This is a genomic window from Veillonella magna (genome assembly GCF_959600285.1).
Lineage (GTDB): Bacteria > Bacillota > Negativicutes > Veillonellales > Veillonellaceae > Veillonella_A > Veillonella_A magna.
The window spans coordinates 34,865-61,709 of record NZ_CAUGKU010000004.1 but is presented as its reverse complement, the minus strand read 5'-3'; the positions used below and the strand labels follow the sequence as shown (position 1 = coordinate 61,709).

Sequence of the window (26,845 nt, the reverse complement as noted above, 5' to 3'; positions counted from 1 at the left end):
CTTCACCTCTCTTAACGAAGCATAACTAAATTATCTCTGTGAATCACTTCTTCATATGTGCTGCCTATCTGTAATAACTCCGCAATATCTCGCGAGGAATGTCCTTTAATACGATCCAAGTCATAGGAAGAATAATTCACCATACCGCGACCGATTTCTTCACCTTCAAATACAATACTCACCGTTTCACCTTCATCAAATTCACCTTCTACTGCCGTAATACCAACAGCCAGCAAACTTGATCCCTGCGTCATCAGTGCATGAGCGCAGCCTTCATCAACAATGATTGTCCCCTGCAACCGAGAACCGAAGGCCATCCAACGTTTTTTCATATGAGGCTTCGTTGTACGCGGTACAAAATGAGTACCTACCTTTTCACCGGAGGCAACGCGACTGATAACTAACGGAGCTGCCCCCAAGGCAATAACCATATGAACACCGGAATTCACCGCAATATTGGCGGCTTCGATTTTTGTATACATTCCTCCGGTACCGCGACTCGATCCGGCACCACCAGAAATCTCATAAATATGCGGTGTAATCTGGTCTACTTCTTCGATCAGCGTTGCTGTCGGATCCGTTTGCGGATTAGACGTATATAAACCTTCAATATCCGATAAGATAATAAGCATATCCGCTTCTATGATACTTGCTACCGATGCTGACAAAGTATCATTATCACCAATCTTCAATTCATCAACGGCGACAACGTCGTTTTCATTGATAATAGGAATAACGCCTAATGTCAATAGCGATAGCAGAGTATTACGCAAATTAACGTAACGGCTGCGCTTGGTACTATCTTCGCGCGTCAATAAAACTTGGCCTACGGTATGACCGTATTCACCGAATAATTTTTCATACATATGAAGCAAAATGCCTTGCCCCACTGCAGCTGCCGCCTGTTTTGTGGCAATATCCTTCGGTTTTTCCTTAAGTCCCAGAGGAGCCAACCCCGCACCTACAGCCCCGGAGGATACAAGAATAACCTCCTTACCTTGATTAGCAAGATCTGCCAGTTGTTTAACTAACGATTCAATGCACAATATATTTAATCGTCCGTTCTCGTGAGTTAGCGTACTTGTCCCCACCTTTACGACGATGCGCTTTGCTTGTTGTAATGCCTCTCTCATAATATGGCTCCTTTTTTCTAATACAACGTACAGGGTCAGCTATCGGATCACCGTCTTCACGGTGCCGGAGTCAGCGTACTACGCATCGATTTATTCGGGCAATATAATCTTCGGTTCTTCTTTAGCCTTATACAAAACGCCGTTATGACCAATAACCTGTACCAATTCAGCGCCCAACATGTCTGCTAAATCCTCAAAGGCCTCTTTCGGATCCACCGGTGCATTATTAAGGACTTTTACCTTAATCAACTCCCGTGCCGTAATGGCATCTCGTGCACTATCAATAACCGCGTTTTCCAAGCCGCCCTTACCAATAAACACTACTGCCGGCATCGTGCTGGCCATAGCTCTTAAAAATCGTTTCTGTTTGCCTTTCATATATGCTCCTACATAACTTAATCATGATATATAAAGCGCTGATCGCCGATAACAACTTCGTCACCGTCTTTACAACCCTTCTCTTGGAGTTTTTTATCAAGCTCCATATATTTCCAAATTTTTTGGAAGCGACGTAAGGATTGTTCATCATCTAAATTTGTCATAGCTACTAGTTTTTCAATACGCGCTCCGGTAATAATAAAGGCTGCATCGTCACCACGGGTAATGACAAAATCCACATCCGGTTTTGCTTCATACATTACCACATCATCCGTAGCATCCGGTTCCGGTACATAGTTTTCCACGTAATACCATGCTCGATGAACTAAATCGGATAAACCTTCACCGGTCAAAGCATTAACAGCAAATACTTCGTAGCCGTTTTCTTCAAAGTACGAACGCACCCTATCAATTGTTGCTACATCTTCTACGAGATCAATTTTATTCAAAGCAATCAATTGCGGTTTTTTACTGAGCTTTTCGCTGTACTTTTTCAATTCTTCGTTAATCTTATGGAAGTCCTCAATGGGATCGCGACCTTCGATACCAGACACATCTAAGACGTGAATTAAAATATTACTACGCTCTACATGGCGAAGGAAGTTATGACCTAAACCAACACCTTCGCTGGCCCCTTCAATAAGCCCCGGAATATCCGCCATGACAAAGCTCTTTCCATCATCTACGGAAACCACGCCAAGTACCGGCGTAAGCGTGGTAAAGTGGTATGCTGCTACCTCCGGCTTAGCCGAAGATACTTTACGAATAATACTGGATTTACCTACACTAGGATACCCCAAAAGGCCTACATCGGCCAGCACCTTTAACTCCAAACGCACCCAACGTTCTTCACCGGGCTCGCCTTTTTCCGCAAAGGTCGGCGCACGATTGGAACTAGTATGGAAGTGCGCATTACCGCGACCGCCTCGTCCGCCTTTGGCAACCACAAAAGTCTGACCGTCCTCAATAAGATCCGCCATTAACAACCCACTTTCCTCATCCCGCACCGTTGTCCCCATCGGTACGGGAATTATCAAGGACTCTGCATTACGTCCATATTTATTACTACTTTGCCCACCTTCACCGGCCGGGCCTTTAAACTGTCGTTTATATCTAAAATCAACGAGTGTGTTGATATTTCTGTCTGCTTTTAAAATAATATCCGCGCCTCTACCGCCGTCACCACCGTTCGGTCCGCCGTTAGGCACATATTTTTCGCGACGGAAACTACTCATCCCGTTGCCGCCGTCACCGGCCTTTACAAAAATTCTGGCAGAATCGATAAACATATTTTCCATCCTTTTCTTCACGTAACCGAATACTGATAGTAATCAGGCGGTAACGATACTACGTTACCGCCACCCGATTACCGTGACTGTAAAATTTCAATTGCCTTGGCCATCTGTGTGTCATCCACGAAATCACCCTTTGTTCCCGTTCTTCCCTCGGGAGACGGTAGTTCCACAGTGACATCCGGTGCGATACCGGTTCCATCGATAACGCGATCATTTGGCGTATGGTATTTGGCAATGGTAATTTTAATGCCTTCATCACCGAATGCATTAACAACGGTTTGTACCGTCCCCTTGCCATAACTATTGGTTCCCACAATGGTCCCCACTTTTTCATCTTGTACAGCGCCGGCTATAATCTCCGACGCACTAGCCGATCCTTTATTGATAAGTACTACCAAAGGAATCGGTGTTTCCAGACCATCCGAATCATAACTTTCAGTATGTCCGCTCCTATCTTTTATAGTCACAATAGGACCTTTAGGTAGAATATAGCTGCCTACCTCCTGAGCTGCCGTCAACAAACCACCCGGATTGTTACGCAAATCCAAGACCAACTTTTTCATGCCTTTGCCCTGTAATTCTTTATAGGCCTCTGCGAATTCCGTTCCTGTCTTTTCGGCAAATTGACTAATTCGAATATAGCCAATATCGTTGGTAAGCATCTTAGAACGCACCGTAGGTAATGTAATCTGTTCTCTTACAATAGAAATATCCATTGTTTCTTGACCGCGGGCAATACCGAGAACAACAGTAGTCCCCGCCTCGCCGCGTACCAAGGCAGATGCTTCCGACAAGGACATTGATTTGGTAGACGTACCGTTAATCGATGTAATTCTGTCACCGGTCTTAACTCCGGCTTTAGCCGCCGGCTGTTCCTCAATAGCTGATACAACCTCTAGACCATCCGGCCCCATCCCCATAACGATACCAACACCGCTATACGTAGCCGAGGTTTGTTTCATAATCTGATCAAAATCATTTCGATCAAGATATTGACTGTGTGGCTCACCTAAGGACTCCATCATTCCTTTTAAGCTGCCGGTAAACAATGTTTCTTTTGCTACCGGATCCATGAAAAAATGCGTAGCAACAAAGTACGTGTAAAAAAATCGCACCATGCCCAACGGTGAGCCCGAAAGATACCAAAAGGTAAGCCACATCACTACCAGCCCAGCAAATATGTACTGTGCTGCTCGACGCAACAGGCCGAGTAATGTACCGCCTTCTCGTATATGCATATTATAAGTACCCCATCGGATCTACCGGTTCGCCATTTTGACGAACTTCAAAGTGAACGTGCGGACCTGTCGAGTTACCGGTACTACCGGCATAGGCAATAACCGATCCTTTCGATACCGTCTGCCCTTCACTGACTGCCAATTCGGAATTATGCCCGTAAAGAGTAGAAATACCATTACCGTGATCGATAATAACCGCATAACCGTAACCTGAAATCCAGCCGGATAATACGACTACACCGCCGTCAGCCGCATGAACCGGCGTGCCTTCATCAACACCGATATCAATACCGGAGTGTAAAATACTGGTACCCCAAATCGGATGCGTACGCCAACCAAACGGCGATGTAATTACACCGTTAACCGGCCAACTTAATTGCCCCGTGCCTTGCACGTAGCCACCGCCACCGCCACCTCCGCCGGAGCTACCTCCTGATGATTGCTGCTGTGCAGCAGCGGCTGCTGCTGCGGCCGCCGCTGCTCGACGTTCAGCTTCACGTTGCTGCAACATGGCCTTAATATTAGCCGATGCTGCGGCTAATTCCGCATAGGCTTCTTCTGCTGCCGCTTTATCATTCATAGCCCGCTGTAAGACAACCTGACGTTCCTGTTTTTTCTTTTCAATAACTGCCTGTTCTTCTTGTGCTTCTTTTTCAAGAGCCACTAATTTTTGTTTATTCGCTTCCAGTGCAGCCCGTTGCTGTTCAATGGTTTCCCGTTCTGCTTTAATATCGGCAATAAGCTTCAGATCTGCATCAATAATGCGTTTCAGCATTTCCAAACGATTGGCAAAATCGCTGAAATCCTTAGCGCCGATAACCACATCCAAATAACTGAGACGGCCATTAATATAGATATCGCGAACACGCTTGGAGAAAATGCCTTCTCGTTTTTTTAGACGCGCTTGCGCTTCGGCCAATTGTTTTTCATTTTTAACAATTTCCTTTTCCACGGCTAGCCGTTGCTGTTGTACGGATTTTAATTTATTAACGGCAGCATCCAATTCTACCTGAATCTGTCGTAGCTGCTCATTAACACTGCCGATGGTTGCTTCCGCATTCGCCTTTTTATTTGCCTGTTCGCCCATCTGTTGTTCAACGCCGGACAGCTGATTGGTTAAATCTTCATCTTCTGCGTACGTCAGCGGAAAGCCGCCGATGAAGGTGGCACAGAGCACAACCGCTACGGCCTTTGAAAGCTTTGTTTGTTTTAACATAGCCATCCCTCTTTACACCTTCATATACTGCTTTAACGAAATCGTACTGCCGATAGCACCGATAACAATGCCCAGTCCAAGAAGAATGCCCGTCAAATTATAGAAAAACGGGAGCATTGGAATCAGCGGTAAAAAGGCTAACGACTGCTCTACTTCCACTGTTACAAAGTGGTAGAATTCCCATACACAGGCAGTAGCAATCGCCGCTCCCACAAAACCAAGCATCATTCCTTCGATAAGGAACGGCCAACGAATAAACCAATTCGTAGCCCCTACGTATTTCATGATGGCAATTTCCTTGCGTCGTGCAAATACAGTAAGACGAATAGTGTTGGAAATAATAAAGAGCGTAGCCCCTGCAAGGAATACAATTAATGCAATCCCTCCGATGCGGATCACCTGGGTCACTTTAAAAATCTGTTCGATTACATCTTGCCCGTAATGCGCACTTTCTACTTCCGGGAATGTGCTTACCAACTTAGCCGCATTCTTTACCTCTTCCGGATTTTTAAAGGTCAAAATATAGGAGTTAGGCAATGGATTGTTGCCGTTTAAAGCATCAACCAACTGTGCTTGATCACCGAGGCGTTCCTTAAAACGCTTCATCGCCTCTTCCTTATTCACCCATTCCAAATTTTTTAAATCCGGCATAGCCTTTAACTTCTTACCCACACCCATAATCTGTTGTGTTGTAAGACCATCCTTTAAATACACGCTGATTTCTACTTGGTTTTCTAAATTAGAAGCCAAGTTATTTAAATTCATAACCCCGCAAGTAAATACACCCAAGATAAACAAGGACAGTGCCACCGTCGAAATAGACGCCAAGGTCATTAGCCCATTGCGACGCATCGACTTTAAGGCTTCTTTAATATAATAGCCAAAAGTTCTAAGCTTCATTGAATTCAGCACCTCGCAATCGATCACTTACTACGCGGCCTGCATCCAATGCAATTACACGCTTATCTAAATACTGAACCATCTGCATATCATGCGTTACCATCACAATGGTAGTACCTGAATTATTGATGGCCTTAAACAATTCCATAATATCCCGACTTGTATTAGGATCAAGATTTCCTGTCGGTTCATCAGCGATGAGAACCAACGGTTTATTTACAATTGCTCTGGCAATAGCCACACGCTGTTGTTCCCCACCGCTCAGGTCTTCCGGCAAATCATTGGCCTTATGTGCCAAGCCTACCAATTCCAACACTTCTTCTACACGGCGACGAATAACACTGCGCTTCTCTTCGATAACTTCCAACGCAAAGGCAATATTTTCAAATACCGTCTTATTAGGCAACAAACGGAAATCCTGGAACACTACGCCGATGCGTCGACGCAGATGAGGAATCTTGCTCTTCTTCAACCGCGTTACATCGATATCATTGACAATAACCGTGCCCGAATCCGGCACCACTTCGTGGGACAACAGCTTAATGAATGTTGATTTGCCCGCACCGCTGGCTCCGCAGATAAGGACAAACTCGCCCTTATCCACATGAACTGTAACATCTTCTAAGGCAACCGAACCATTGTCATATACCTTATTGACGTGATTAAATTCAATCATTCTCTAAACTTCCTTTACTATTTGCGTTTCATGACCTTTTCGGCAGCTGCCACAATATCATCAGCACTCAGGCCATATTTAGCCATCAACTCTTTCGGCGTACCGGATTCACCAAAGGTATCGGCCACTCCGATACGTTCCATCGGTACCGGCACCGTGCTTACCAGCACTTCTGCCACAGCGGCACCCAGTCCACCGATGATATTATGTTCTTCAGCAGTAACAATCGCACCAACTTCCTTGGCAGCCGCTACAATAGCTTCTTCGTCAATCGGTTTAATAGATGCCATATTGATGACGCGTACTTCAATTCCTTTAGCATGTAACGCATCAGCTGCTTCCATGGCCGGACCAACTAAGGCTCCGCAAGCAATGATGGCTACATCCTTACCATCGCGCAATACCTGCGCTTTACCCGGAGTGAACGTGTAACCTTCCGGCGTTACATCAGCTACACCGGCACGACCGAGTCGTACATATACAGGGCCTTCATAATCGGCGGCCCAATGAATAACAGCTTTTGTTTCTGCTGCATCGGCCGGTACGATTACTTTCATATTAGCCACGGCACGCATGCAAGCAATATCCTCCAAGCTCTGATGGGTAGCACCATCTTCACCTACGGTAATCCCTGCATGGGTGGCACAGATTTTTACATTTAACTTAGGATAGCAAACAGCGTTGCGCACCTGTTCAAAGGCACGACCTACCGCAAACATTGCAAAAGAAGATACGAACGGTACTTTACCAGCAGCAGCCAAACCGGCTCCTACGCTAATAAGATTCTGTTCCGCAATCCCTACATTAAAGAAGCGATCCGGATAGGCCTTTTTAAAACCATCCGTCTTTGTAGATTTAGATAAATCCGCATCTAATACAACAATATTATTATTTTTAGCACCGATTTCTACCAATGCTTCGCCATATGCTTCACGTGTTGCTTTGCCCATGCTTACACCTCCAAAACTTCCGCTACAAATGTATCGCACTGTTCCTGAGACGGTGCTTTACCATGCCAACCGGCCTGGCCTTCCATTTCAGCTACGCCCTTACCTTTTACAGTATGCATAACAATCACTGTCGGTTTATCTGTCACTTGACGAGCTTCTTCGATAGCATTATGTAAGGCGTCCAAATCATGGCCGTCCACTTCAATTACATTCCAATTAAAGGCGGCAAATTTTTCACCGATCGGCAACGGAGACATAACTTCACGAATATCGCCATCGATTTGCAAACCGTTAAAGTCAACGAAAGCCGTCAAATTACTCAACTTATAGAATCCTGCAAGCATAGCTGCTTCCCATACCTGCCCTTCTTCGAGTTCACCATCTCCCAAGATGGAAAACACGTGGTACGGTGCCTTATCGATGCGTCCGGCTAAAGCCATGCCGCAAGCAGCGCTGATACCTTGCCCCAAGGAACCAGTAGACATATCAACACCCGGTGTATGTTTCATATCCGGATGACCTTGAAGCATTGCATTAATCTTGCGTAGCTTCATTAACTCTTCTTTCGGAAAATACCCTTTTTCTGCCAAGGTAGCATATAGGGCCGGTGCTGCATGGCCCTTCGACAATACGAAGCGGTCTCTTTTGGGATCCTTCGGATTTGCCGGGTCAACATTCATTTCTACATAGTATAACAGCGCCATTACATCCGCGATGGATAGCGATCCACCGGGATGTCCCGATTTAGCCTCTGTTACCGATTTCAAAATGCTTACGCGAATTGCCTTCGCTTTTTCCTGAACCAATTGTTTTTGTTCAGCACTTAACTTTGTCATAAAGACCCTCCAATCATCGGTTTAAAACCATTGCTACGTATTGCAAACTCAGACGTAATCGTCATAAGCGAATGACTCTATTGTTACTCTACTTTCTTCGACAGAAGAGATAATGCGATGTGAGCATTCTTAAGCGACTCTTCCCGTAAACTGATAATGCGTTGACGCACCTCGTTTTGCAAGGCTCGATCCGTCAAGACCTTCGTCGCTTCCGTCGTCAGTGCATCTGCGGAAATATCATCCAGTGTACCAATAGGAACTTCTCCAATCATATGTAAAAAATTGGCTATCTTTGGATCGTAGGATATACCGATTACCGGTTTTTCCATAAGCGATGCAAAGACCAATGCATGTAATCGGACACCAATAAGCATATCCATTGAACCGGCTAATGCCAAAAGCTCCGTAGTCGTGTATACGCGATTCAGAACAACCGGTTTATACTTCATCATACAGCTGATAGCCTCCGCCTCTGCCGTATCCGCCGGATGCTGCATAGGAATAAAGACAACATCTACGTCCAATGTTTCTTGTAAGGTATCCAGTGCTGTAGCCAATTCTTTACGATATGACGTCGATTGCTTCCACTGTCGTACAGAAACACCGATGCGCTTTTTTACACCGGATAACTGATACGGCGCCAGTAGTCTTTTACCGATAGTAGTGTCCACCGGATGCATAGCCAGCACCGCATCTGCCGTTACCTGAATAGGTACCTTGGTAACCCCCATTGCTTCTAATTCATGTCGCGACTTTTCATCGCGTACAGTAATCATAGTTACCTTATTTAAAACACGGCCCACAGTTTTTCGCGCCCGCTCACTGCGTAAAGGCCCGATTCCCTGTGCATACAACATAATGCGTTTGCCAAACCACTGTGCCAAAGTAATAATACTGAGATAATAATATAAACTTCGTTTACTTGTTACATCCTGTAAAAGACTGCCGCCACCGCTGATTAACAAATCACAGCGAGCAATAGCCGACAAAATGCCAAGACCGTCAAAGCGACCAACAGCTTTAATACCGTGTCGCTCCGCCGTCACCTTAGGATTGCCGGATATTACCGTAATATCCGCATTGGGCACAACTTCTAGGATAGCTTCCAAAATAGCAGCCAACATAGCCTCGTCACCGGCATTACCGAAACCGTAATAACCGGAGATTACAATCCTATTCATTGCTCACCCCCTACGCTGATACCATGCCGTCGTATACATTAAGAAGCGAATGATAAGAACGGCAATCACGCCTATAACAAGCCCCATCCACAGTCCATCTAAGCCGCGGGCAATCGACATGAGCACCGGCGTCCTAATATGGCAGAAGGTTTCTACCATAGATCCGATACCAATAACACCGGCAATGGTAAGCAAGAAATGAATTACCATCGGCCACCGCCGAAGTACAGCGTAACCGGCGAGTAACAACGCCGGATGTCCGATAAGGAATTCCTTCTCACGAGGACGTGCATATAATGTATTTTCCAGGAACCGTCTGAGGGCAAGTTCAAAACTCGGTACCGGTACGCCAGCCGTATGACCACTGCGACCTACAAACACCCAGGCTGCACCGCCTAATACGGCCAAGACAGCTACCATATAGAGCTTCACATCTGTCGTCATAAATTCCCGAATAAACTGTTTTGTTTCTGACCAATCATGTAGCGTACGTTCCTTCCACAGTGGAAAGCGTTGTAAGTAAGCAATTGCTGTTAAAATAACGGGCGCTACAAACACTAATTTCACACCGCGGAACAGAGCAAATTCCATAAAGAATTTCGTATTCCCTAAAATAGCTGCAATGTAAATACCGCCGATAGCAGCCAAAATCGCTGCACCAATAACATACACTGCGGCTTCCACCATAGCTCTGGTAGCCCCTACCTTGGGCCCTTGGCTTCGTATCTGCCAACAATTCATCAATAATATAATTGCGACAACCGGTGCACAAATTGCTGCCGACAATGCCCACACCTGCGTAATCAAGGTCGCGCCGGTTACCACGTAAGCAACAATCGTCAATAACATTAAGGTAAAAGCTGCTACTAACTGGCGATGCTGTTTCATAGGGATAAAGAGATTCACCATGAATACGAAGAGAGCCGCCGAACCGCACATCGTAAGGGCCAAAGCAATCGGACTCGGCGTATACGGCGGATATACGGAGGCACGACCAAAGGTAAAGCCGCGGTCCTCTAATTTATCCTTCACATCCTTCATATAACCGATACTTGTCTGCAGTGCTGTTTCATTATTCTTACCTTCTTCGTAAATCGGATACAGATTAAAGCGGATATTACGTTCAATATCACTAATGTAGAACCACTGCGCTACTTCGGTAGGACTCAGTTTTTTCATTTCCTCTTTCGTAACCGTATACAAGCGTCCTACACTGTATTCCGACTTAGCGGCTAACACATCAAATCCGGCTTGCGGATCATACTGCAATTGATTAACCGCTTCGATTCCCATAACCGGAATGTGGTTTTCCTTCAACAATTCTTCAGTTAAGTCCAAATTCTTCGGATATCCCAGCGCTTCTTTGCCTACGAAGACCATTCCCGTCACATTCGGAATCCCTTTGATGCGGTTAAACACATGCTCTACATCGGCTTTAGTTTCATTTTTATAATTGGTAGGTCGTACAATAACATTAAAACCGGCATTACTTACAGCTTGTGCTTGTAAGCGGGAAATACCCAGCTTCATTTCCATCAACGCCTGATGAGGCTGCGTTAAAGCTAACACCTCACCGCGGTCACTGTACAATACCCGTACTTTATCCTGCCCTACACGGCGAATCAAGTCTTCCTTGATCTCACGATAGTAGCCTTCTTTGCCCGGCAAGCTTCCCACATAAGTAGTGCCGGCCTGCGGTTCAATGCCATACAAGGTTAGACGCCGTGCTTCTTCACCGCTATATACGGCAATCTCACCGGCATCATGGGCCTTTTCCAACGTGCGATCGTAGATGGCCATAGCCGTTACACCCGCATCACGCAGGGCAGCAAAGGCGTCTTCGGTGCTTCGTTTCTCAAACGAGGAGGCTCTTAGCACGCCATCATACTCCACAATATTTTCAATTTGATGTTGTGCTTGTTCGATTTGATAGCGCTGATGCACCAGAAACAGGCCTGCCAACAGCCCGATTATAATACATATAACCAGCACCGGTGAATAGTATTTCTTTTGTTGCATTGCTCTGTTCACTGCTCTGCCTTTCTTACTTTGCTTTTGGTTTTACAAAAATATGAATTTCTCCGTTAGAGGTGTCGATGCGTTCCGCATCCACCGGAATCGGGAATTTCTCAAAATCATAAATAACAATTCGTTTCAAAATAGTAGTATTCAAACCACCAACGCCAATACCGTTAATGGCAAAACGCTGTGGTGAAAATACCAAGGAGTTACCATCAAGTTCGAGAGTTCCTTTGATTTCCGCATCACCAGAAATAATACCGCCGATATCAATGCTGCCGTTAACCGTAATTCCGCCAGCTGTCACTTCCACATTAGAAATTGTCAGTCCGTGTACGGAATTTTCCATAAACCGCTGCAAATCATCCTGCGTTACGGTTCCTTCAATCTCACCGCGCCCCATATCGGTAATCACCACTTGACGATTCAACAGGAGCTGCAGCACATCCAGTTTCATATTTGAAATATCGAAATGAACATCTGCAAAATTCAGTCGTCCCAAAGATACATTTTCCACATCGCCGCGGAATACGGCCACATCACCTAAGGCTAACTTAATAGCCGGCGACGATTCAGCTCTGACGGATACTGTATCCGCCTCCAAGCGCTCGCTAATTTGCTTTTCCAATTGCGTACTCACAAAGGAAGGCAGGAACATCTGCGCAGCGCCCAACACAATACCGACGAGAATCACCAGAAATAAAATAATTTTTTTCATCTACCGCTCCTATACTTCATGTAACGAACTTTTTATAGCCACCTTAGCAGCATACTGTAAATAGCGGTCCGTTAATAGGAAAGATTAGCTTCTTTTTTCAAAAATCCTTCAATAAATTCATCCAGGTTACCATCCATCACAGCTTGTACATTACCGGTTTCAACGCCGGTGCGATGATCTTTTACCATGTTGTACGGATGGAATACATAGGAACGAATCTGGCTGCCCCACTCGATAGCTTGGTAGGTGCCACCAATTTTTTCCTTTAATTCCGCCTGTTTTTCCAATTCTAATTCAAATAATTTAGCACGCAATAAACGTAACGCCTGTTCACGGTTTTGAATCTGTGAACGTTCACTTTGACATTGTACAACAATCCCGGTCGGGCGGTGTGTCATACGCACGGCGGAGTCTGTCTTATTAATATGCTGACCGCCGGCGCCGCTGGCTCTGTATGTATCTACTTGAACGTCCTTCATATCCAAATGAATTTCCACAGTATCGTCGATTTCCGGCATAACGTCTACAGCCGCAAAGGACGTATGACGACGAGCTGCCGCATCAAATGGTGAAATACGTACCAATCGATGAACTCCTTTTTCAGAACGTAAGTACCCGAATGCGTTCTCTCCTTTAATCAGGAATGTGGCGCTCTTAATTCCCGCTTCATCACCGGGCTGCTCGTCCATCATAGTAATGCCAAAACCATGCTTTTCTGCCCACCGCAAATACATGCGAATAAGCATGGATGCCCAGTCCTGTGCCTCCGTTCCGCCCGCACCGGCATGGAATGTAAGAATAGCATTATTCTTATCATACTCACCACTGAGGAGCAAGAGTACTTCACGTTTTTCCACCTCTTGATGAATGCCTTCTACAAAATCGGCAATCTCTTTTTCCATGGACACATCGTCCTCTTCGATGGCCATTTCCAGCATCAAGCGAGCATCCTCAATATCGTTAACCAACGATTTATAGCCTTCCACAGCATCTTTTAGCTGTGTCGCTTCCTGTGAGATTTCTCGCGCTTCTTCCGGATTATCCCAGAAGGTAGGATCACTCATCTTAACATCTAATGTAAATATACGGTCTTCCTTTTGAGCGATGTTAAAGTGAATCCCTCATTCCATAAATTCGCTCTTCCAAATTTTCGATGGGACCTTTTAAATCCTCTAGCAAATTTTTCACCTCTTTCCTTGGTAAACACCTTACGGTATCTACCGCCAAAACAACAATTATAAAAACAGAAAATGGCCGTCGCGACGATTGCAACGAGCCATTTTCAGTCTAATCTACATCTTGTGGCTCCAACACATCGTCATGATGGGTTTGCGCATTCTTCAGCGGATCGCTGGTTTCTTCTTCACCTTCCACTGCTTCTGCCAATTCGATACGAATTCGATAGAGATACATAACCGTATCTTCCTGAATTGCTTCAATCATGTTTTCAAACATGTCATACGCTTCGAATTTATATTCTACGAGAGGATTCTTCTGCCCGTAAGCACGCAGACCAATCCCTTCACGCAGCATATCCATGGAGTCGAGATGCTCCATCCACTTGCTGTCTACCACTTTGAGCATAACTGCTTTTTCCAGTTCTCTCATGTTGGCTTCACCAATAAGAGCTTCTCGTTTTTCATATTCTTTATGCGCAAAATCAATTAACATTTCTTCCAGTTCACCGCGGCCCAACTCTTCCATTTGTGCCACTGTAATCTGTCCCGGATCTAGGAAATAAATTTCAAGGTGTTTCAATAACCCTTCATAATCCCATTCTTCCGGATATAACTTTTCATCGGCATAGTGATCCATCGCTTTGGTAATAATAGAATCTACCATGTCCATAACCGTGTCGCGCAATGAATCATTGCCGAGAATTTTACGGCGCTGCTCATACAACACTTCACGTTGCTGGTTCATAACATCATCATATTCAAGGATATATTTACGAATATTAAAGTTATGATTTTCCACCTTTTTCTGCGCCCGTTCAATAGAACGCGTAATCAGGGAATGTTCAATCGGTTCATCCTCTTCCATGCCGAGCTTATCCATCATATTAGAAATATTATCGGCTCCGAAAATACGCATCAAATCGTCTTCCAAGGACAAGAAGAATTGGGACGAACCGGGGTCTCCCTGACGACCGGAACGACCGCGTAGCTGATTATCGATACGACGGCTTTCATGGCGTTCCGTACCGAGTATATGAAGACCGCCCAGTTCGGCAACACCTTCACCGAGACTAATATCCGTACCGCGACCGGCCATGTTGGTAGCAATCGTTACCATCCCCCGTTGACCGGCATTCTTAACGATTTCTGCTTCCTTTTCATGATGCTTAGCATTAAGCACATTATGTGGCACACCGCTCTTGGTGAGCATATCACTAAGCTCTTCGGATTGTGTAATCGACGTAGTACCTACCAATATCGGCTGCCCAGTGGCATGACGCGCCACTACATCGCGTACAACGGCTCTGTACTTAGCTGCCTTCGTTTTAAAAATAAGATCAGGCATATCGATACGACGTAACGGTTTATTTGGTGGAATTTCATATACTTCTAAGCCGTAAATATTATTAAATTCCTGCTCTTCTGTCTTTGCCGTACCGGTCATACCGGACAACTTTTCATACATGCGGAAATAATTCTGGAATGTAATGGATGCCAATGTCTGACTTTCTCGTTCTACCTTAAGACCTTCCTTTGCTTCAATGGCTTGATGTAAACCGTCGGAGTAACGACGACCGAACATAAGTCGACCTGTAAATTCATCAACAATAACAACCTGGCCGTCTTTTACTACATAATCCTTATCGCGATGCATCATAGCATACGCACGCAACGAAGCGATAAGTAAATGGTTAAGCTCCAAGTTTTCCGAATCATACAAGTTCTCTACATGAAGCATCTTTTCTACCTTCGCTATCCCCGCTTCCGTCGGCGCAATGGTCTTTTGCTTTTCATCAATGGTATAATCTTCATCCTTTACCAGTTTAGGCACAATCGCCGCCAAGGTGTAATACCGATCGGTAGAACGTTCCCCCGGACCGGAAATAATAAGTGGTGTACGCGCTTCATCGATGAGGATAGAGTCAACTTCATCGACAATAGCAAAATTCAACGGTCGCTGTACCATCTGCTCCGCATGAACTACCATGTTGTCACGAAGGTAATCGAAACCGAATTCGTTGTTTGTACCATAAGTAATATCACAGCCGTATGCATGCTTACGTTGACCATAATCAAGACCGGCAATGATAAGACCGACAGACATACCCAAATAATTATAAAGCTTGCCCATCCATTCACTGTCACGACGAGCCAAATAATCATTAACCGTAACTACGTGAACCCCTTTGCCTGTCAGTGCATTCAAGTATACCGGTAAGGTAGCCACCAATGTTTTACCTTCACCGGTACGCATTTCTGCAATGTTACCACGATGCAAAGTAATCCCACCGATGAGCTGTACATCATAATGACGCAATCCCAAGACACGAACCGATGCTTCACGTACAACCGCAAAAGCTTCAGGCAAAATATCATCCAAGGTTTCACCGTTTTGCAAACGATCTTTAAACTCCTGTGTCTTTGCCTTTAGCGACGCATCGCTAAGTCCTGTCATATCTTTTTCTAAACTATTTATTTCTTCTACAATCGAGCGCATCTTTTTAATCTCTCGTGCGTTGTTGTTACCGATTAGTTTCTGTAAAAAACCAAACAAGCAGATCAACTCCTTAGCCTGTGTATTTGCTTTCATCCTCATTCAATTTATTGTAGCAAAAAGCCCGGTAATAGTCAAAATTATCAGTTACATTCTCTCAAGGTTTCGCAAACACTCTCTCATGAATGCATATGTTCATAAAAAGAGCGTCTTGATAATTCATGACTGAAATCACCAAGACGCCTTTTATATAAATGTATAATACTTAACTAATACTTAACGAAGCTTGCAATCCTTTTCAGCCAATGCATTGATAATCGCCTGAATCGGTTCATCCACATCCGCATCAGTCAAGGTACCTTCCGTCGAGCGGAAACCAATGGTGTATGCTAGGCTACGGAAACCTTCGGCTATGTGTTCCCCTTCGTACACATCAAACACATAAGCGCTTTCCAACTTGTCGCCACCATTGGCCAAGATAATCTGTTGAATCGTTTCTGCCGATACCGACTTCGGTGCTACGATGGCCAAGTCGCGGGTAATGCCCGGGAACTTACTAATCGGTGTGTACTGCAATTGACTGCGTACCGTTTCAAGTAAGGCAGAAATATTGATTTCAAAGAGATAGCACTTACCTTCCAAATCATAATTCTTAGCTACCTGTGGATGCAATTCGCCCAAAGTAGCGATGGTTACACCATCTACCTCATAAGCCGCACTTACACCCGGATGGTAATAAGGTTCATCCGTAGTAGTTAATGTATAATTTTCTACGCGAAGCGCTGCCAATACGGCTTCTACAACGCCCTTTACATCATAGAAATCTGTCTGACGTGCAGCCACACTCCATTGTGCTTCATCGGCACGACCGGTCATAAAGCCGGCTGCCATATATCGTTCTGTCGGTAAACTGTCTTTATCTGCTGCTTCTTCATATACTGCTGCCGTTTCAAATGCCCAGATATCATGATTCTTCTGCGCACGATTGCGTACAGCTGCATCAAGAATGCTAGGTACTAAAGTAGTGCGCATAACCGGATACTCTTCGGAAATCGGATTTAAAATCTGTACTGCTTTATACCGTGCATCACCTTCCGGAATCATGAGCTTTGCCAAACTATCCTTATGCATGAAACTAAAGGTAATCATTTCGCTGAGACCGTTATTAGCCAATGTATGCGCAATAGTTTTAGTCATCTGCTTACGTTCGCTGAGCACGCCACTGTTAAGTGCTGCCCATGGTGTGGTGACCTTAATATTGTCATAGCCGTAAATACGCGCTACTTCTTCGGCAATATCCGGCATAACCGTTACATCACCGCGCCAAGACGGTACACCGATTACCATTGAACCGTTACCACAGGTAACATCAAAGGACAAGGTTGTCAAAATATCCACCATACGCTGTTCATCAATGTCCGTACCCAGGTACGCATTGATAGCATCCGCAGTAGTAGTCACCGTCGTCGGTGCTGCCGGATTAGGATATACGTCAACAATACCCTTAGCTATCTTGGCATCCGGGCACAACTGCTGCAATAACTGCGCAGCCCGATTAATTGCCATAATACTGTATTCTGGATTAACACCACGTTCGAAACGACCGGATGCTTCGCTGCGCATCCCTAACGCACGAGCCGTACGGCGAATGGATGCACCATTGAAAACAGCTGCTTCCAAAAGCACATCTGTCGTAGTGTTCGTCACTTCGCTGTCATAGCCACCCATAACACCGGCTACCCCTACGGCACGCTGTTCATCGGCAATAACAAGCATATCCGTTGTCAATTCGCGATCGGTGCCATCCAAAGTTTTTAATACTTCCCCTTCGTTGGCACGACGGGCTGTCAAGCTGTGTCCCTTAACATGTGCATAATCGTATGCATGCATAGGTTGACCTAGCTCAAGCATAACGTAGTTGGTTACATCTACCACATTATTAATAGGGCGTATACCGCTATTGCGCAAACGATTCTGTAACCACATCGGCGACGGTGCTATCGTTACACCCGTTACAAGCCGCGCTGCAAAACGGCTGCACAAATCGCCATCTGCAATCGTTACCTGTACCTTCCCGTCAATAGCTTCACCGTTTTCATCAACCGTAATCTCCGGCAATACCGCTTTTTGATTTGTCAACACCGCAAACTCACGGCTGAGTCCTACCATAGAGAAGCAATCGGCACGGTTCGGTGTCAATTCAAATTCGTAAACCGTATCATTCATCATGAGTACATCGCGAATATCCATGCCAATCGGTGTATCGGCCGGTAAAATGTAAATACCTTCCGCTTCTTCCGGTACCACCAGTTCCTTGGAAATTCCCAATTCTGCCACAGAACAGAACATCCCTTCCGACGGCAACCCGCGAAGCTTTCCCTTCTTGATTTCCGTGCCGTCTGCCAATCGAGACTTATGATACGCTACCGGCACAATTTGCCCTACTCGTACATTAGTAGCAGCTGTAATAATCTGCTTTGTAATCGGTGTACCATCCGTGTCGAGGCAGGCTACCTGGCATACCTGCAATTTATCTGCATCCGGGTGTTTTGTAATTTCCGTAATCTTCCCGGTAAAAATTTTCTTCAATCCCGGATCGACTGTTTCTACTTCTTCAACGGGGATTCCCGCCTGTGTCAATTCGTCAGCCAGCTCCTGAGCAGGACGATTCATGTCTACAGGCACATATTCATTCATCCATGTTAAACTTGCCTTCATTCCTTTTACCTCCTAGAACTGCTTTAAGAATCGCATATCATCTTCATAGAACAAGCGTAAATCGTTAATGCCATAAAGAAGCATGGCAATACGTTCCACCCCCATACCAAAGGCAAAGCCGCTTACCTTATCGGGATCATAGCCGTTCAAGCGGAGCACATTCGGATGTACCATGCCGCATCCGAGGATTTCAAGCCACCCTGTGTGCGAACACATCCGACAACCTTCGCCACCGCACATGCAACAAGAAATATCTACTTCCGCACTCGGTTCCGTGAAGGGGAAGAAGCTTGTACGGAACCGTACCTTCGTATCATTACCGAAAATATGACGAAGGAATAATTCCAACGTTCCTTTCAAGTCGGCAAACGTAATTCCCTTATCTACCACAAGCCCTTCTACCTGATGGAATACCGGCGAATGCGTAGCATCATAATCCCAACGATATACCTTACCGGGGGCAATCATGCGTACCGGGGAATTCGGTTCATGACTCTGCAATGTGCGCGCCTGTACCGGCGACGTATGGGTGCGAAGCAACACAGAATCCGTAATGTAAAAAGAATCCTGCATATCTCGTGCCGGATGATCGGCAGGCAAATTCAAACATTCAAAGTTATAATAATCGCTTTCGATTTCCGGACCTTCCGCTACGGTGTAGCCCATTTTCATAAAGAAACTTTCAATCATTTCATTAACCTTCGTCAACGGATGCAAATGACCTTGGCGACGCGTGCGACCGGGCAAAGTAATATCGATGCGTTCACTGTCGAGACGAGCCTGCAGTGCTTTTGCTTCCAATCCCGCCTGTACGTTAGAAAGCTCAGCTTCTAACGCTTCACGTACCGTGTTTACCATAGCCCCCATTTTCGGGCGTTCTTCCTTATCTAACTTACCAAGCCCTTTGAGTAATGCCGTAACGGCCCCTTTCTTACCCAAATAAGCAACGCGTACATCCTGCAATTCCTGCAATGATGTACAACCGGAAATCTTTGCCAGCGCTTCCGCTTGCAATGCGTCCAACTGTTCCTTCATGCGTCTAACCTCCTAATAAAAATAGACCTCCGCCCGGACAAGGGGCGAAGGTCTGAACTCGCGGTACCACCCTAATTAGTACTCTCAAAGCCGTAACGTGGCCGGACGGTGAACCTACTGTAATTTCAATTCACGGCTCCAAAAGGAAAGGCATTCTCGATGATTGCTACAGGGCTCACACCTTACCCCTGCTCTCTGAAAGCAATACTTTCAAGCGCCGATTTTATCATCGCCATACTTGCTATCGTTGCTTTAGGTCCAACGTTACTATTCGCAACACCATGCATCGTAACGAACAATCATTGTTAGACTATCACTAAGCACGACTCTAATTATCTTCGCTACGAACCGATTCATCATATATACATCGTTCGCAATGCTGTCCCTATTCTAGCACACAAGGCAAGCCTATGGCAAATGAGTTTTTAAATACGGACTTTTATTTTTTACTATACGATTGCCTAACCAATAACTGATAAGTCCATATAACCCTACCATAGTTACGACTAGCAAAGCGTATCCTTCGCCGGATAAATCAGTTGCCGTATGCCATTCATAAACCCACAACGCTCTATGCCATGTATAAGGAACTATGTCCACAAACAGATACTTAGATAACAATATCCCCGTCACCATAGTTACGGAAAAACTTATGATCAACAAAACATTAAGTACTATTTGATACACAGACCATGCTGTAAATCTCATTTTAGTAACAGGCATACCTTTATCTCCAACGCCCATCAGCCGACAGAACCATCGATAGTTGATTACACAATGACAAAGCACAATGCCTCCTAGTGCTATACCTAACCATTCGTGCCACAACGGCGGAAGATATACATATGCCAAGGCTGCCACACTGAGAACTACCATACTCATTGCCAGCCAGAATCGCTCCATGAAGGTACCTCCTTTTATTTATTGCTCTTGCCTAGCCAAGTAGAGACCGCTCCCGATACAGAATCAATCGCATTATCTCTCACATGAAGGCCTTCGACAACCGTTGCATTCGGTTACAACCGCTTAATTGTATTGACAGTATCCGAGAAACCACTGCCCCCGCTGGTGCAAAAAACAACTACTTTCTTATCGGACAAATCAACCGAATCTAAGAAAGTATATAACAGCATTGGCATATCACCCCACCAATTAGGAAACCCTAAATATACTGTATCATAGCCTTGCAAATCGGGAGCTGCTTTTGCCATTGCCGGACGTTTACCTTCGCTACGCTCTTCTTTGGCCAAGCGCACCAACGTATCATAATCATTGGTGTACGGTTCTTTTGGTTCAATACGATATATATTGGCCCCTGTGTTTGCTTGAATAGCTTCCGCCATTTCCTTGGTATGTCTGGACCAAGAATAATACACAACCAACGCTTTACCTAGTGGAGTCATTGTTGTTGCCGTAGTGCCGGTAGCCTCCGTCGCTCCTCCGTTACCACTTCCGCAACCGGTTATCAGCATCAATACCAACGTTGTCATCAGCACTAGTGAGTGGTGCATTTTACCTTGTTCATACCTATAACGTAACCATCTTCTCCAAGGATAAACTATATATTTAACTACTTGTTCCATTAGTCTCATTACCTCATCCCTTCTTTCATCTTCTACAGACCTATTACTATAGCCATCCTTCATCACATACCTGTATCATTATTTTCTGATTAATCTTATAAAACTGCACTTAACCTGTTTCGTTGAGGCGTTATCCTCATCATATACATCTTTTGCTAGGTTAAATGCTGCCCACGCTTTCGGCCATCCTGTATAAAATCCTAATTATGTAATAATTTCAACCATCTCTTCTTTAGTCACGCCATTTTTCTTCGCTGTTGCTAAGTGATACTTCAAGGAATTATCTACAATACCATTACTAATCAAAGCAGATACCGTTACGATACTTCGATCATGTAAAGACAGTACATCATTCTTAGACCATACTTCGCCAAAAAGAATATCATCATTATATCTGGCAAAGTCCGGTGCAAACGTTCCCAACTGATCGCGCCCTGCCGTTTGAACTATTTTTACTACTTCTCTTGTATTTATATCTTGATGTGTCATATTCTTCGCCTCCGTATATATTGTGTTTAAAGACAGTACTCCTATCATTGTTGCCACTATCCATAGCCGTCGTCGTACCATAGTCCTATACCGCCCTCCTCAATCTTTTTCTTAATTGTAATCTCTATTTTATGGTCGTACTAATGCTTATACTCAATATCATGATATACATATTTTGTATGACTCCATCATGTTTATAATTAACAACCGTCTCCTTTGATTTGCATTGGCATAAATCATTATCTACTTGCCAGTATTCTACTTCAGCCGTACACTACAAGTAACAATAACCCATACAGATGTTTTTGAACATTGAAAAGGACGTGTTATCTATGAAAAGATTAGTACTTATTCTCATGGCATTTTGTACCTTGCTCATCAGTGGCACTGCGCTTGCCTCTGACTATCCAAAATACTTGGGCGGTGACCCCAATTTTATTTTGGTCGATGCCAAGATGGGAACCGGTTGGTATGTAGACCGTAGCTCCTTAGTTGTTCAAAAGTATGCTCCTCCTAGCTACGCTATTGCAGTGAATGTTTGCACCGTTCCCGATGCCGATAGAGGATCCACCGCTATTTCTCAAGTGAAAACCTATCGTTTCTTCTATAATTGGAACTATCGCTCCATGTATGTCAATCAAGACGGGCAATGGATTTCTTTGGATCCATCCGGGCCTTGGTCTAAGAACGGTATTGTCTTACCAGCCGGTAGATTAGCATTCCGCTTAGCATATAACATGGATTTTTATAATACGCGTCGCTAATTTGCTCATGTGACGCTTGTATGATAATTCTCATACTTATAGATTAGGAAAGGTAATTATGGAAAAAGAAAGAACAATTCGTGTCACAGGCAAAGGAAATTTAAAAGTCCATCCGGATATGACGAGAGTTACTATTGATATAACGAGAGTATATCGGGAATATAGTGAAACCTTAAAACGGGCCTCCATGGACACAAAAGCTTTGAGAATACTTCTATCACGTTTTGGTTTTGAGCACTCCGACTTAAAAACGGTACATTTCTCAGTCGATACTGAAATGGAAACATATAGAGAAGACGATGTATACAAGCAGCGCCTCATAGGCTATCGTTATACCCATTCTACAAAAATCGAATTTGATTCCGATAATGAGCGTCTAGGTAAAATTCTATATGCCTTAGCCCACAGCTCATTAGAGCCAAAATTCCGATTGAGCTATACTGTAAAAGATCCTGAGGCCGTAAAGAACAACTTATTAAGTAGGGCCGTCAAAGATGCTAAAGAAAAAGCTAAAATTCTTACTGCTGCAGCAGATGTCGAACTGGGTGAAATACTTTCCATCGATTACTCATGGAGAGAAATTACTTTTGAAGCGCATCCTCTTCAGTTGATTGAAGATAAAATGCTATGTAGCGAGCCTATGGCAAGCTATGATTTAGATATTGAACCTGATGATATTTCAGCGTCCGATACAGTAACTATCATCTGGGAAATCAAACAAAAATAATTTATAAAGAAGAATCTAGGTTAAGACGCACTCCATAAAAAAGAGCTGCAACGAAATTGAGTTTTTTAACTCACCTTTCGTTACAGCTCTTTTATTATTTATTTTCTTCTGCTAATGCTTTCGTAATGACTTCTTTCATATAGTCCGCACTTTGCGCACCGGAGAAACCATATGTACCAACTACAAAGAACGGTACTGTATTAATGCTATACTTAGCAGCTTCTTTTTCCTCGGCAATAACTATATCTTCGAATACATTAGAGGCAAGAAGTTCATCAATAGCCTTTGCATCAAGGCCGGCATCAACACCAACTCGACGTAATACATCTTTATCTGCTAATTCTAAGTTATCTCCCAAATAGGTCTTCAATCAATCCGATACACGCGATGCTCTTTACGAGGAGCCGGTGCCGGTATATCACCATCTATATACCCAATCGCACAGTGAGCAATACCTTCATACTCCTCAGTAATGCCTAACTTGGCCAATACCGCTTTACCCCAGTCCGTAGCAAATTCTTCCTTTGCACGATGAATCCAACAACTACCAAGACCCAATGCATGGGCCGCTTGCATGAGGTTAGCCATGACCAAGCTGCCATCCTGCACGCGATTCCCGTTTTCCTTTTTCCCCAGTACAATCAGCATAGCCGGTGCACCATAAAAAGGATCAAAGGACTCCGGCCATCCGCCAATCTCGCGATTCATACTAGAAATCGTGCGTCGCATCTCTTCGTTTGCTACCTGCACAATAATCGTATTTTGTTTGCCCATTGAGCTTGCCGCATATAAGCCGGCTTCAATAATTTGATCCAATACTTCCTGCGGTACCGGATCTGCCTTAAACGAACGAATACTACGGCGTTCTTTTAATTCGTTAATCATTGCATTCATTCTTCTCACTCCTTGCGTTTCTTCATCGCTGCATCCTATAATATCATTCCCAATTTTTACATACATCAACCCAATCGACTGCCTTAGCTGCTTGCCATAACTCATCTACGGTAAGTCGAACCGCACTATGATCATCACCGGCAGCAGGATACACAATAGCAAAGCGTTGTAATGATATATCCATATATACCGGCACACCTTCAACAATAGCAAACGGACATACACCACCCGGCGCATATCCGATATAGCCTTCCACTTCATCGCCGGGTATCATCCTTGCCTTGGTGTGAAAACATGCTTTATATTTTTTATTGTCTATCTTTGCATCACCGGCAGCTACAATAGCAATGGCACCGTTATCGGTAAGAAAAGTCAGCGTCTTGGCAATCTGTTTACCTTCACATCCAACGGCAACCGCAGCTTCATCCACGGTAGCACTGGATTTTTCCAATATAATAATTCGATCATCTAACCGTAACGTTTCTAAATAGGTTCTCACTTTTTCAACTGACATCTTTCTCTCCTTCTTCATTATCATGTAACACTGCATAAAGTCAGTGCCTTATTTCATATATCAAGCTCAATAGGCACCTATCCTGCAATAGCTATTTTTCATACAGCCTCAGACTAAAATAGTGCATTCCCCAACGCATAACCTAACCAACATAAAAGCAAGCCACCGACTACATTACATCCAAAGTAAACAGCACCTGCCAGTACGCTACCGGTACGCAGTAATGTTAACAACTCCATATTATACGTTGAAAATGTTGTGAACCCTCCCAAGATGCCGGTCACGAAGAATAGCTTTACCGATGGAGACAGTTCGGTATGATTCACAAACAATACAAATAACAGTCCGATCAAAAACGAACCGACACCATTTGCCAATATAGTGCCATAGGGAAACAGATTTCCCCCATGCGCATTGGCCAGCTCCGTAATACCGTAGCGCAATGCCGCACCAAGACCACCACCTAAGGCGACCCATATCACCTTCTCCATAAAATTTCCATACCTCCTATAACCTAGCCTCTTTGGCCTTATTCCACATATTAATTTCTACATACTAGTATACCCACAAAGCAATATCTATGCCACTATTATATATAAGAAGCCCCGTGTATAAAAAGGCATTTTCCCTCCTCCCCTATATGAGAAGGCCCCGTATGTTGGGGGTACAACGCCTCATCCTCCCACATCATATAAGAAGCCCCGTGTATAGAGGGGGCAATGTCATTCGTAAGACCTGACTTGCACACTCTATACACGGGGCTTCCTAATATCCTCTAAACTCATAACACTATTTGTCCTTTACATCATCTTTTGAGCAAAATCTTCTAACATCTGCTGAATCAGTATTAAGATGGCTAACATAGTAATCTCTCCTTTATTTTCAAACAAGACAAAAAGTCATATGACAATTGTCAGTAGACATTTTGTATTACAAGAAAGAGTATAAACTATAAAGTAACTTTACAGTCAATACTCTTTCGTTCATTTCCTATTCAAATTATAGATTATACGCATACTTTATTGTAATAAAGGACTAAACCAGTCGTTATTTCATCTCTATAGGAACCTGTACCATGGAAAATACCTTACCTTCTTCGGGATCACCAAAGGTGGAATCCAAAAAGCAGGTATCTACCGCATCACCGATTACGGTGTGCCCCTCATCAGCTACCCATTGCAAAAGCTTTTTCAAATGGGTCGTATCATCAGGCGTTCCGATTTTATAATAACAAGCATAGCGACCGGCCGGTATAATTCTGTCACGACCTTCAAAATGACCACCGTCATTTGGGATACGCAAATAACTGCCGGCTCCCAATAGAGGCTGATCTGTCGATAATTGCTCCTTTTTATATATAGTTCCGAAACTATACGCCGGCATAAATTCATACGCATACATTTCGCGCCACAATGTCATAAAGCTAAGATGAATATCCTCACGGCGCAAAACACCATCATCATTCATAGAAAACGGTGCAAAAATAATCCGTCGATCCTGATATGTCCGCAGAAACGGCTCACTGCTTTCTTTACCTGCTGCCGATACAGCTTCAGTGTACATATACAGTCGCTGCTGCAGAGCCAACTGCTTTCGTTCAATTTCTCTCTTTAACTCTTCCAACTGCTTAGCCTGCCGTCGTAATAATTCCATTTCCTGCAAAGGATCTCGACTCTTAATGTGTAATTCAATTTCTTTCAAGCCGACCCCTAATGATTTTAGGAAGCATATTTCACGAAGCACCGGAATTTGTTGGTGGCTATAATACCTATAGCCGTTGTCATCGGTAAATACCGGCTTGAATAAACCAATGGAGTCATAATACAATAAGGTAGACCGCTGCAAACCATGAAGTTTCGCCATCTCACTAATAGGAATTCCGTATTTACCGGGCATACCATCATCTCCC

Annotated in this window: 26 protein-coding genes; 2 read left to right on the top strand and 24 right to left on the bottom strand. The window is 44.3% G+C overall.

The features are described 5' to 3' along the window. Window positions 1-11 precede the first annotated feature (11 nt). The 19 genes from proB to Q5873_RS03445 all read right to left on the bottom strand — a co-directional run bounded on the left by proB (window position 12) and on the right by Q5873_RS03445 (window position 22,037). Window positions 12-1,133, bottom strand: a complete 1,122-nt coding sequence (gene proB / locus Q5873_RS03535) for a glutamate 5-kinase (RefSeq protein ID WP_303059260.1) — start codon at window positions 1,131-1,133, stop codon at window positions 12-14. Window positions 1,134-1,223: 90 nt separating this feature from the next. Continuing rightward, window positions 1,224-1,511 (bottom strand): ribosome assembly RNA-binding protein YhbY, encoded by a 288-nt coding sequence (yhbY, locus tag Q5873_RS03530; RefSeq protein WP_288190239.1) that lies wholly within the window; start codon window positions 1,509-1,511, stop codon window positions 1,224-1,226. 17 nt (window positions 1,512-1,528) lie between these two features. Then, entirely contained in the window at window positions 1,529-2,800 is a 1,272-nt protein-coding gene (obgE, locus tag Q5873_RS03525) for a GTPase ObgE (RefSeq protein ID WP_288760874.1), read from the bottom strand. A 77-nt stretch (window positions 2,801-2,877) separates the two neighbouring features. Further along, window positions 2,878-4,044, bottom strand: coding sequence for a S41 family peptidase (locus Q5873_RS03520; protein WP_303059257.1), 1,167 nt, complete (start codon window positions 4,042-4,044; stop codon window positions 2,878-2,880). A 1-nt stretch (window position 4,045) separates the two neighbouring features. Further along, window positions 4,046-5,260: a murein hydrolase activator EnvC family protein gene (locus tag Q5873_RS03515; protein WP_303059255.1), complete on the bottom strand. Its 1,215-nt coding sequence runs from the start codon at window positions 5,258-5,260 to the stop codon at window positions 4,046-4,048. A gap of 12 nt (window positions 5,261-5,272) precedes the next feature. Further along, a complete protein-coding gene (gene ftsX, locus Q5873_RS03510; RefSeq protein WP_028256075.1) occupies window positions 5,273-6,160 on the bottom strand; it encodes a permease-like cell division protein FtsX in 888 nt (295 codons plus the stop codon). Further along, entirely contained in the window at window positions 6,150-6,836 is a 687-nt protein-coding gene (gene ftsE, locus Q5873_RS03505; RefSeq protein WP_028256076.1) for a cell division ATP-binding protein FtsE, read from the bottom strand. Before ftsE ends, ftsX begins: the two co-directional genes overlap by 11 nt. A 17-nt stretch (window positions 6,837-6,853) precedes the next feature. Further along, window positions 6,854-7,786: a transketolase family protein gene (locus Q5873_RS03500; RefSeq protein ID WP_303059252.1), complete on the bottom strand. Its 933-nt coding sequence runs from the start codon at window positions 7,784-7,786 to the stop codon at window positions 6,854-6,856. Window positions 7,787-7,788: 2 nt separating this feature from the next. Further along, complete coding sequence (locus Q5873_RS03495; RefSeq protein WP_028256078.1) at window positions 7,789-8,622, bottom strand: transketolase; 834 nt, start codon at window positions 8,620-8,622, stop codon at window positions 7,789-7,791. 83 nt (window positions 8,623-8,705) lie between these two features. Continuing rightward, window positions 8,706-9,803 carry a polysaccharide pyruvyl transferase CsaB gene (gene csaB / locus Q5873_RS03490; RefSeq protein WP_028256079.1) on the bottom strand — a complete coding sequence of 366 codons (1,098 nt, stop codon included), beginning with the start codon at window positions 9,801-9,803 and terminating at the stop codon, window positions 8,706-8,708. 3 nt (window positions 9,804-9,806) lie between these two features. Next, a complete protein-coding gene (locus Q5873_RS03485; RefSeq protein WP_303059249.1) occupies window positions 9,807-11,822 on the bottom strand; it encodes a DUF5693 family protein in 2,016 nt (671 codons plus the stop codon). A 25-nt stretch (window positions 11,823-11,847) separates the two neighbouring features. Further along, entirely contained in the window at window positions 11,848-12,540 is a 693-nt protein-coding gene (locus Q5873_RS03480; protein ID WP_205087632.1) for an LmeA family phospholipid-binding protein, read from the bottom strand. A 71-nt stretch (window positions 12,541-12,611) separates the two neighbouring features. Next, window positions 12,612-13,719 (bottom strand): peptide chain release factor 2 gene (gene prfB, locus Q5873_RS03475; protein ID WP_288760885.1). Its coding sequence is split into 2 segments (ribosomal slippage): window positions 12,612-13,661 and window positions 13,663-13,719, totalling 1,107 coding nucleotides; the frame shifts between segments, so codons are not numbered across the junction. 108 nt (window positions 13,720-13,827) lie between these two features. After that, window positions 13,828-16,272 (bottom strand): preprotein translocase subunit SecA, encoded by a 2,445-nt coding sequence (secA, locus tag Q5873_RS03470; protein ID WP_303059346.1) that lies wholly within the window; start codon window positions 16,270-16,272, stop codon window positions 13,828-13,830. Window positions 16,273-16,488: 216 nt separating this feature from the next. Continuing rightward, window positions 16,489-18,930, bottom strand: a complete 2,442-nt coding sequence (gene pheT / locus Q5873_RS03465) for a phenylalanine--tRNA ligase subunit beta (protein ID WP_303059247.1) — start codon at window positions 18,928-18,930, stop codon at window positions 16,489-16,491. A gap of 12 nt (window positions 18,931-18,942) precedes the next feature. Beyond that, entirely contained in the window at window positions 18,943-19,965 is a 1,023-nt protein-coding gene (gene pheS / locus Q5873_RS03460; protein ID WP_028256085.1) for a phenylalanine--tRNA ligase subunit alpha, read from the bottom strand. Window positions 19,966-20,373: 408 nt separating this feature from the next. After that, complete coding sequence (locus Q5873_RS03455; RefSeq protein WP_288190921.1) at window positions 20,374-20,868, bottom strand: hypothetical protein; 495 nt, start codon at window positions 20,866-20,868, stop codon at window positions 20,374-20,376. A 113-nt stretch (window positions 20,869-20,981) separates the two neighbouring features. Further along, a complete protein-coding gene (locus tag Q5873_RS03450) occupies window positions 20,982-21,548 on the bottom strand; it encodes a flavodoxin (RefSeq protein ID WP_303059244.1) in 567 nt (188 codons plus the stop codon). A 204-nt stretch (window positions 21,549-21,752) separates the two neighbouring features. Further along, window positions 21,753-22,037 carry a carboxymuconolactone decarboxylase family protein gene (locus Q5873_RS03445; RefSeq protein ID WP_303059243.1) on the bottom strand — a complete coding sequence of 95 codons (285 nt, stop codon included), beginning with the start codon at window positions 22,035-22,037 and terminating at the stop codon, window positions 21,753-21,755. A 332-nt stretch (window positions 22,038-22,369) separates the two neighbouring features. On the opposite strand from Q5873_RS03445, the gene Q5873_RS03440 reads away from it, so the two are divergent. Further along, window positions 22,370-22,801 (top strand): hypothetical protein, encoded by a 432-nt coding sequence (locus Q5873_RS03440; protein ID WP_288190918.1) that lies wholly within the window; start codon window positions 22,370-22,372, stop codon window positions 22,799-22,801. A 58-nt stretch (window positions 22,802-22,859) separates the two neighbouring features. Next, a complete protein-coding gene (locus tag Q5873_RS03435) occupies window positions 22,860-23,528 on the top strand; it encodes an SIMPL domain-containing protein (protein ID WP_288190917.1) in 669 nt (222 codons plus the stop codon). 94 nt (window positions 23,529-23,622) lie between these two features. Here the strand turns inward: Q5873_RS03435 and Q5873_RS03430 are convergent, their stop codons facing one another. The 5 genes from Q5873_RS03430 to Q5873_RS03410 form a co-directional block, all read right to left on the bottom strand. Beyond that, a complete protein-coding gene (locus Q5873_RS03430) occupies window positions 23,623-23,886 on the bottom strand; it encodes a DsbA family oxidoreductase (protein WP_303059240.1) in 264 nt (87 codons plus the stop codon). Between the two features lie 8 nt (window positions 23,887-23,894). Then, window positions 23,895-24,422, bottom strand: a complete 528-nt coding sequence (locus tag Q5873_RS03425; RefSeq protein ID WP_288190915.1) for a nitroreductase — start codon at window positions 24,420-24,422, stop codon at window positions 23,895-23,897. A 43-nt stretch (window positions 24,423-24,465) separates the two neighbouring features. Next, window positions 24,466-24,936 carry a YbaK/EbsC family protein gene (locus Q5873_RS03420; RefSeq protein ID WP_303059238.1) on the bottom strand — a complete coding sequence of 157 codons (471 nt, stop codon included), beginning with the start codon at window positions 24,934-24,936 and terminating at the stop codon, window positions 24,466-24,468. Window positions 24,937-25,049: 113 nt separating this feature from the next. Continuing rightward, window positions 25,050-25,427, bottom strand: coding sequence for a fluoride efflux transporter CrcB (gene crcB, locus Q5873_RS03415; RefSeq protein ID WP_303059236.1), 378 nt, complete (start codon window positions 25,425-25,427; stop codon window positions 25,050-25,052). 556 nt (window positions 25,428-25,983) lie between these two features. Beyond that, complete coding sequence (locus Q5873_RS03410) at window positions 25,984-26,832, bottom strand: MerR family transcriptional regulator (protein WP_303059234.1); 849 nt, start codon at window positions 26,830-26,832, stop codon at window positions 25,984-25,986. Window positions 26,833-26,845: the final 13 nt, after the last annotated feature.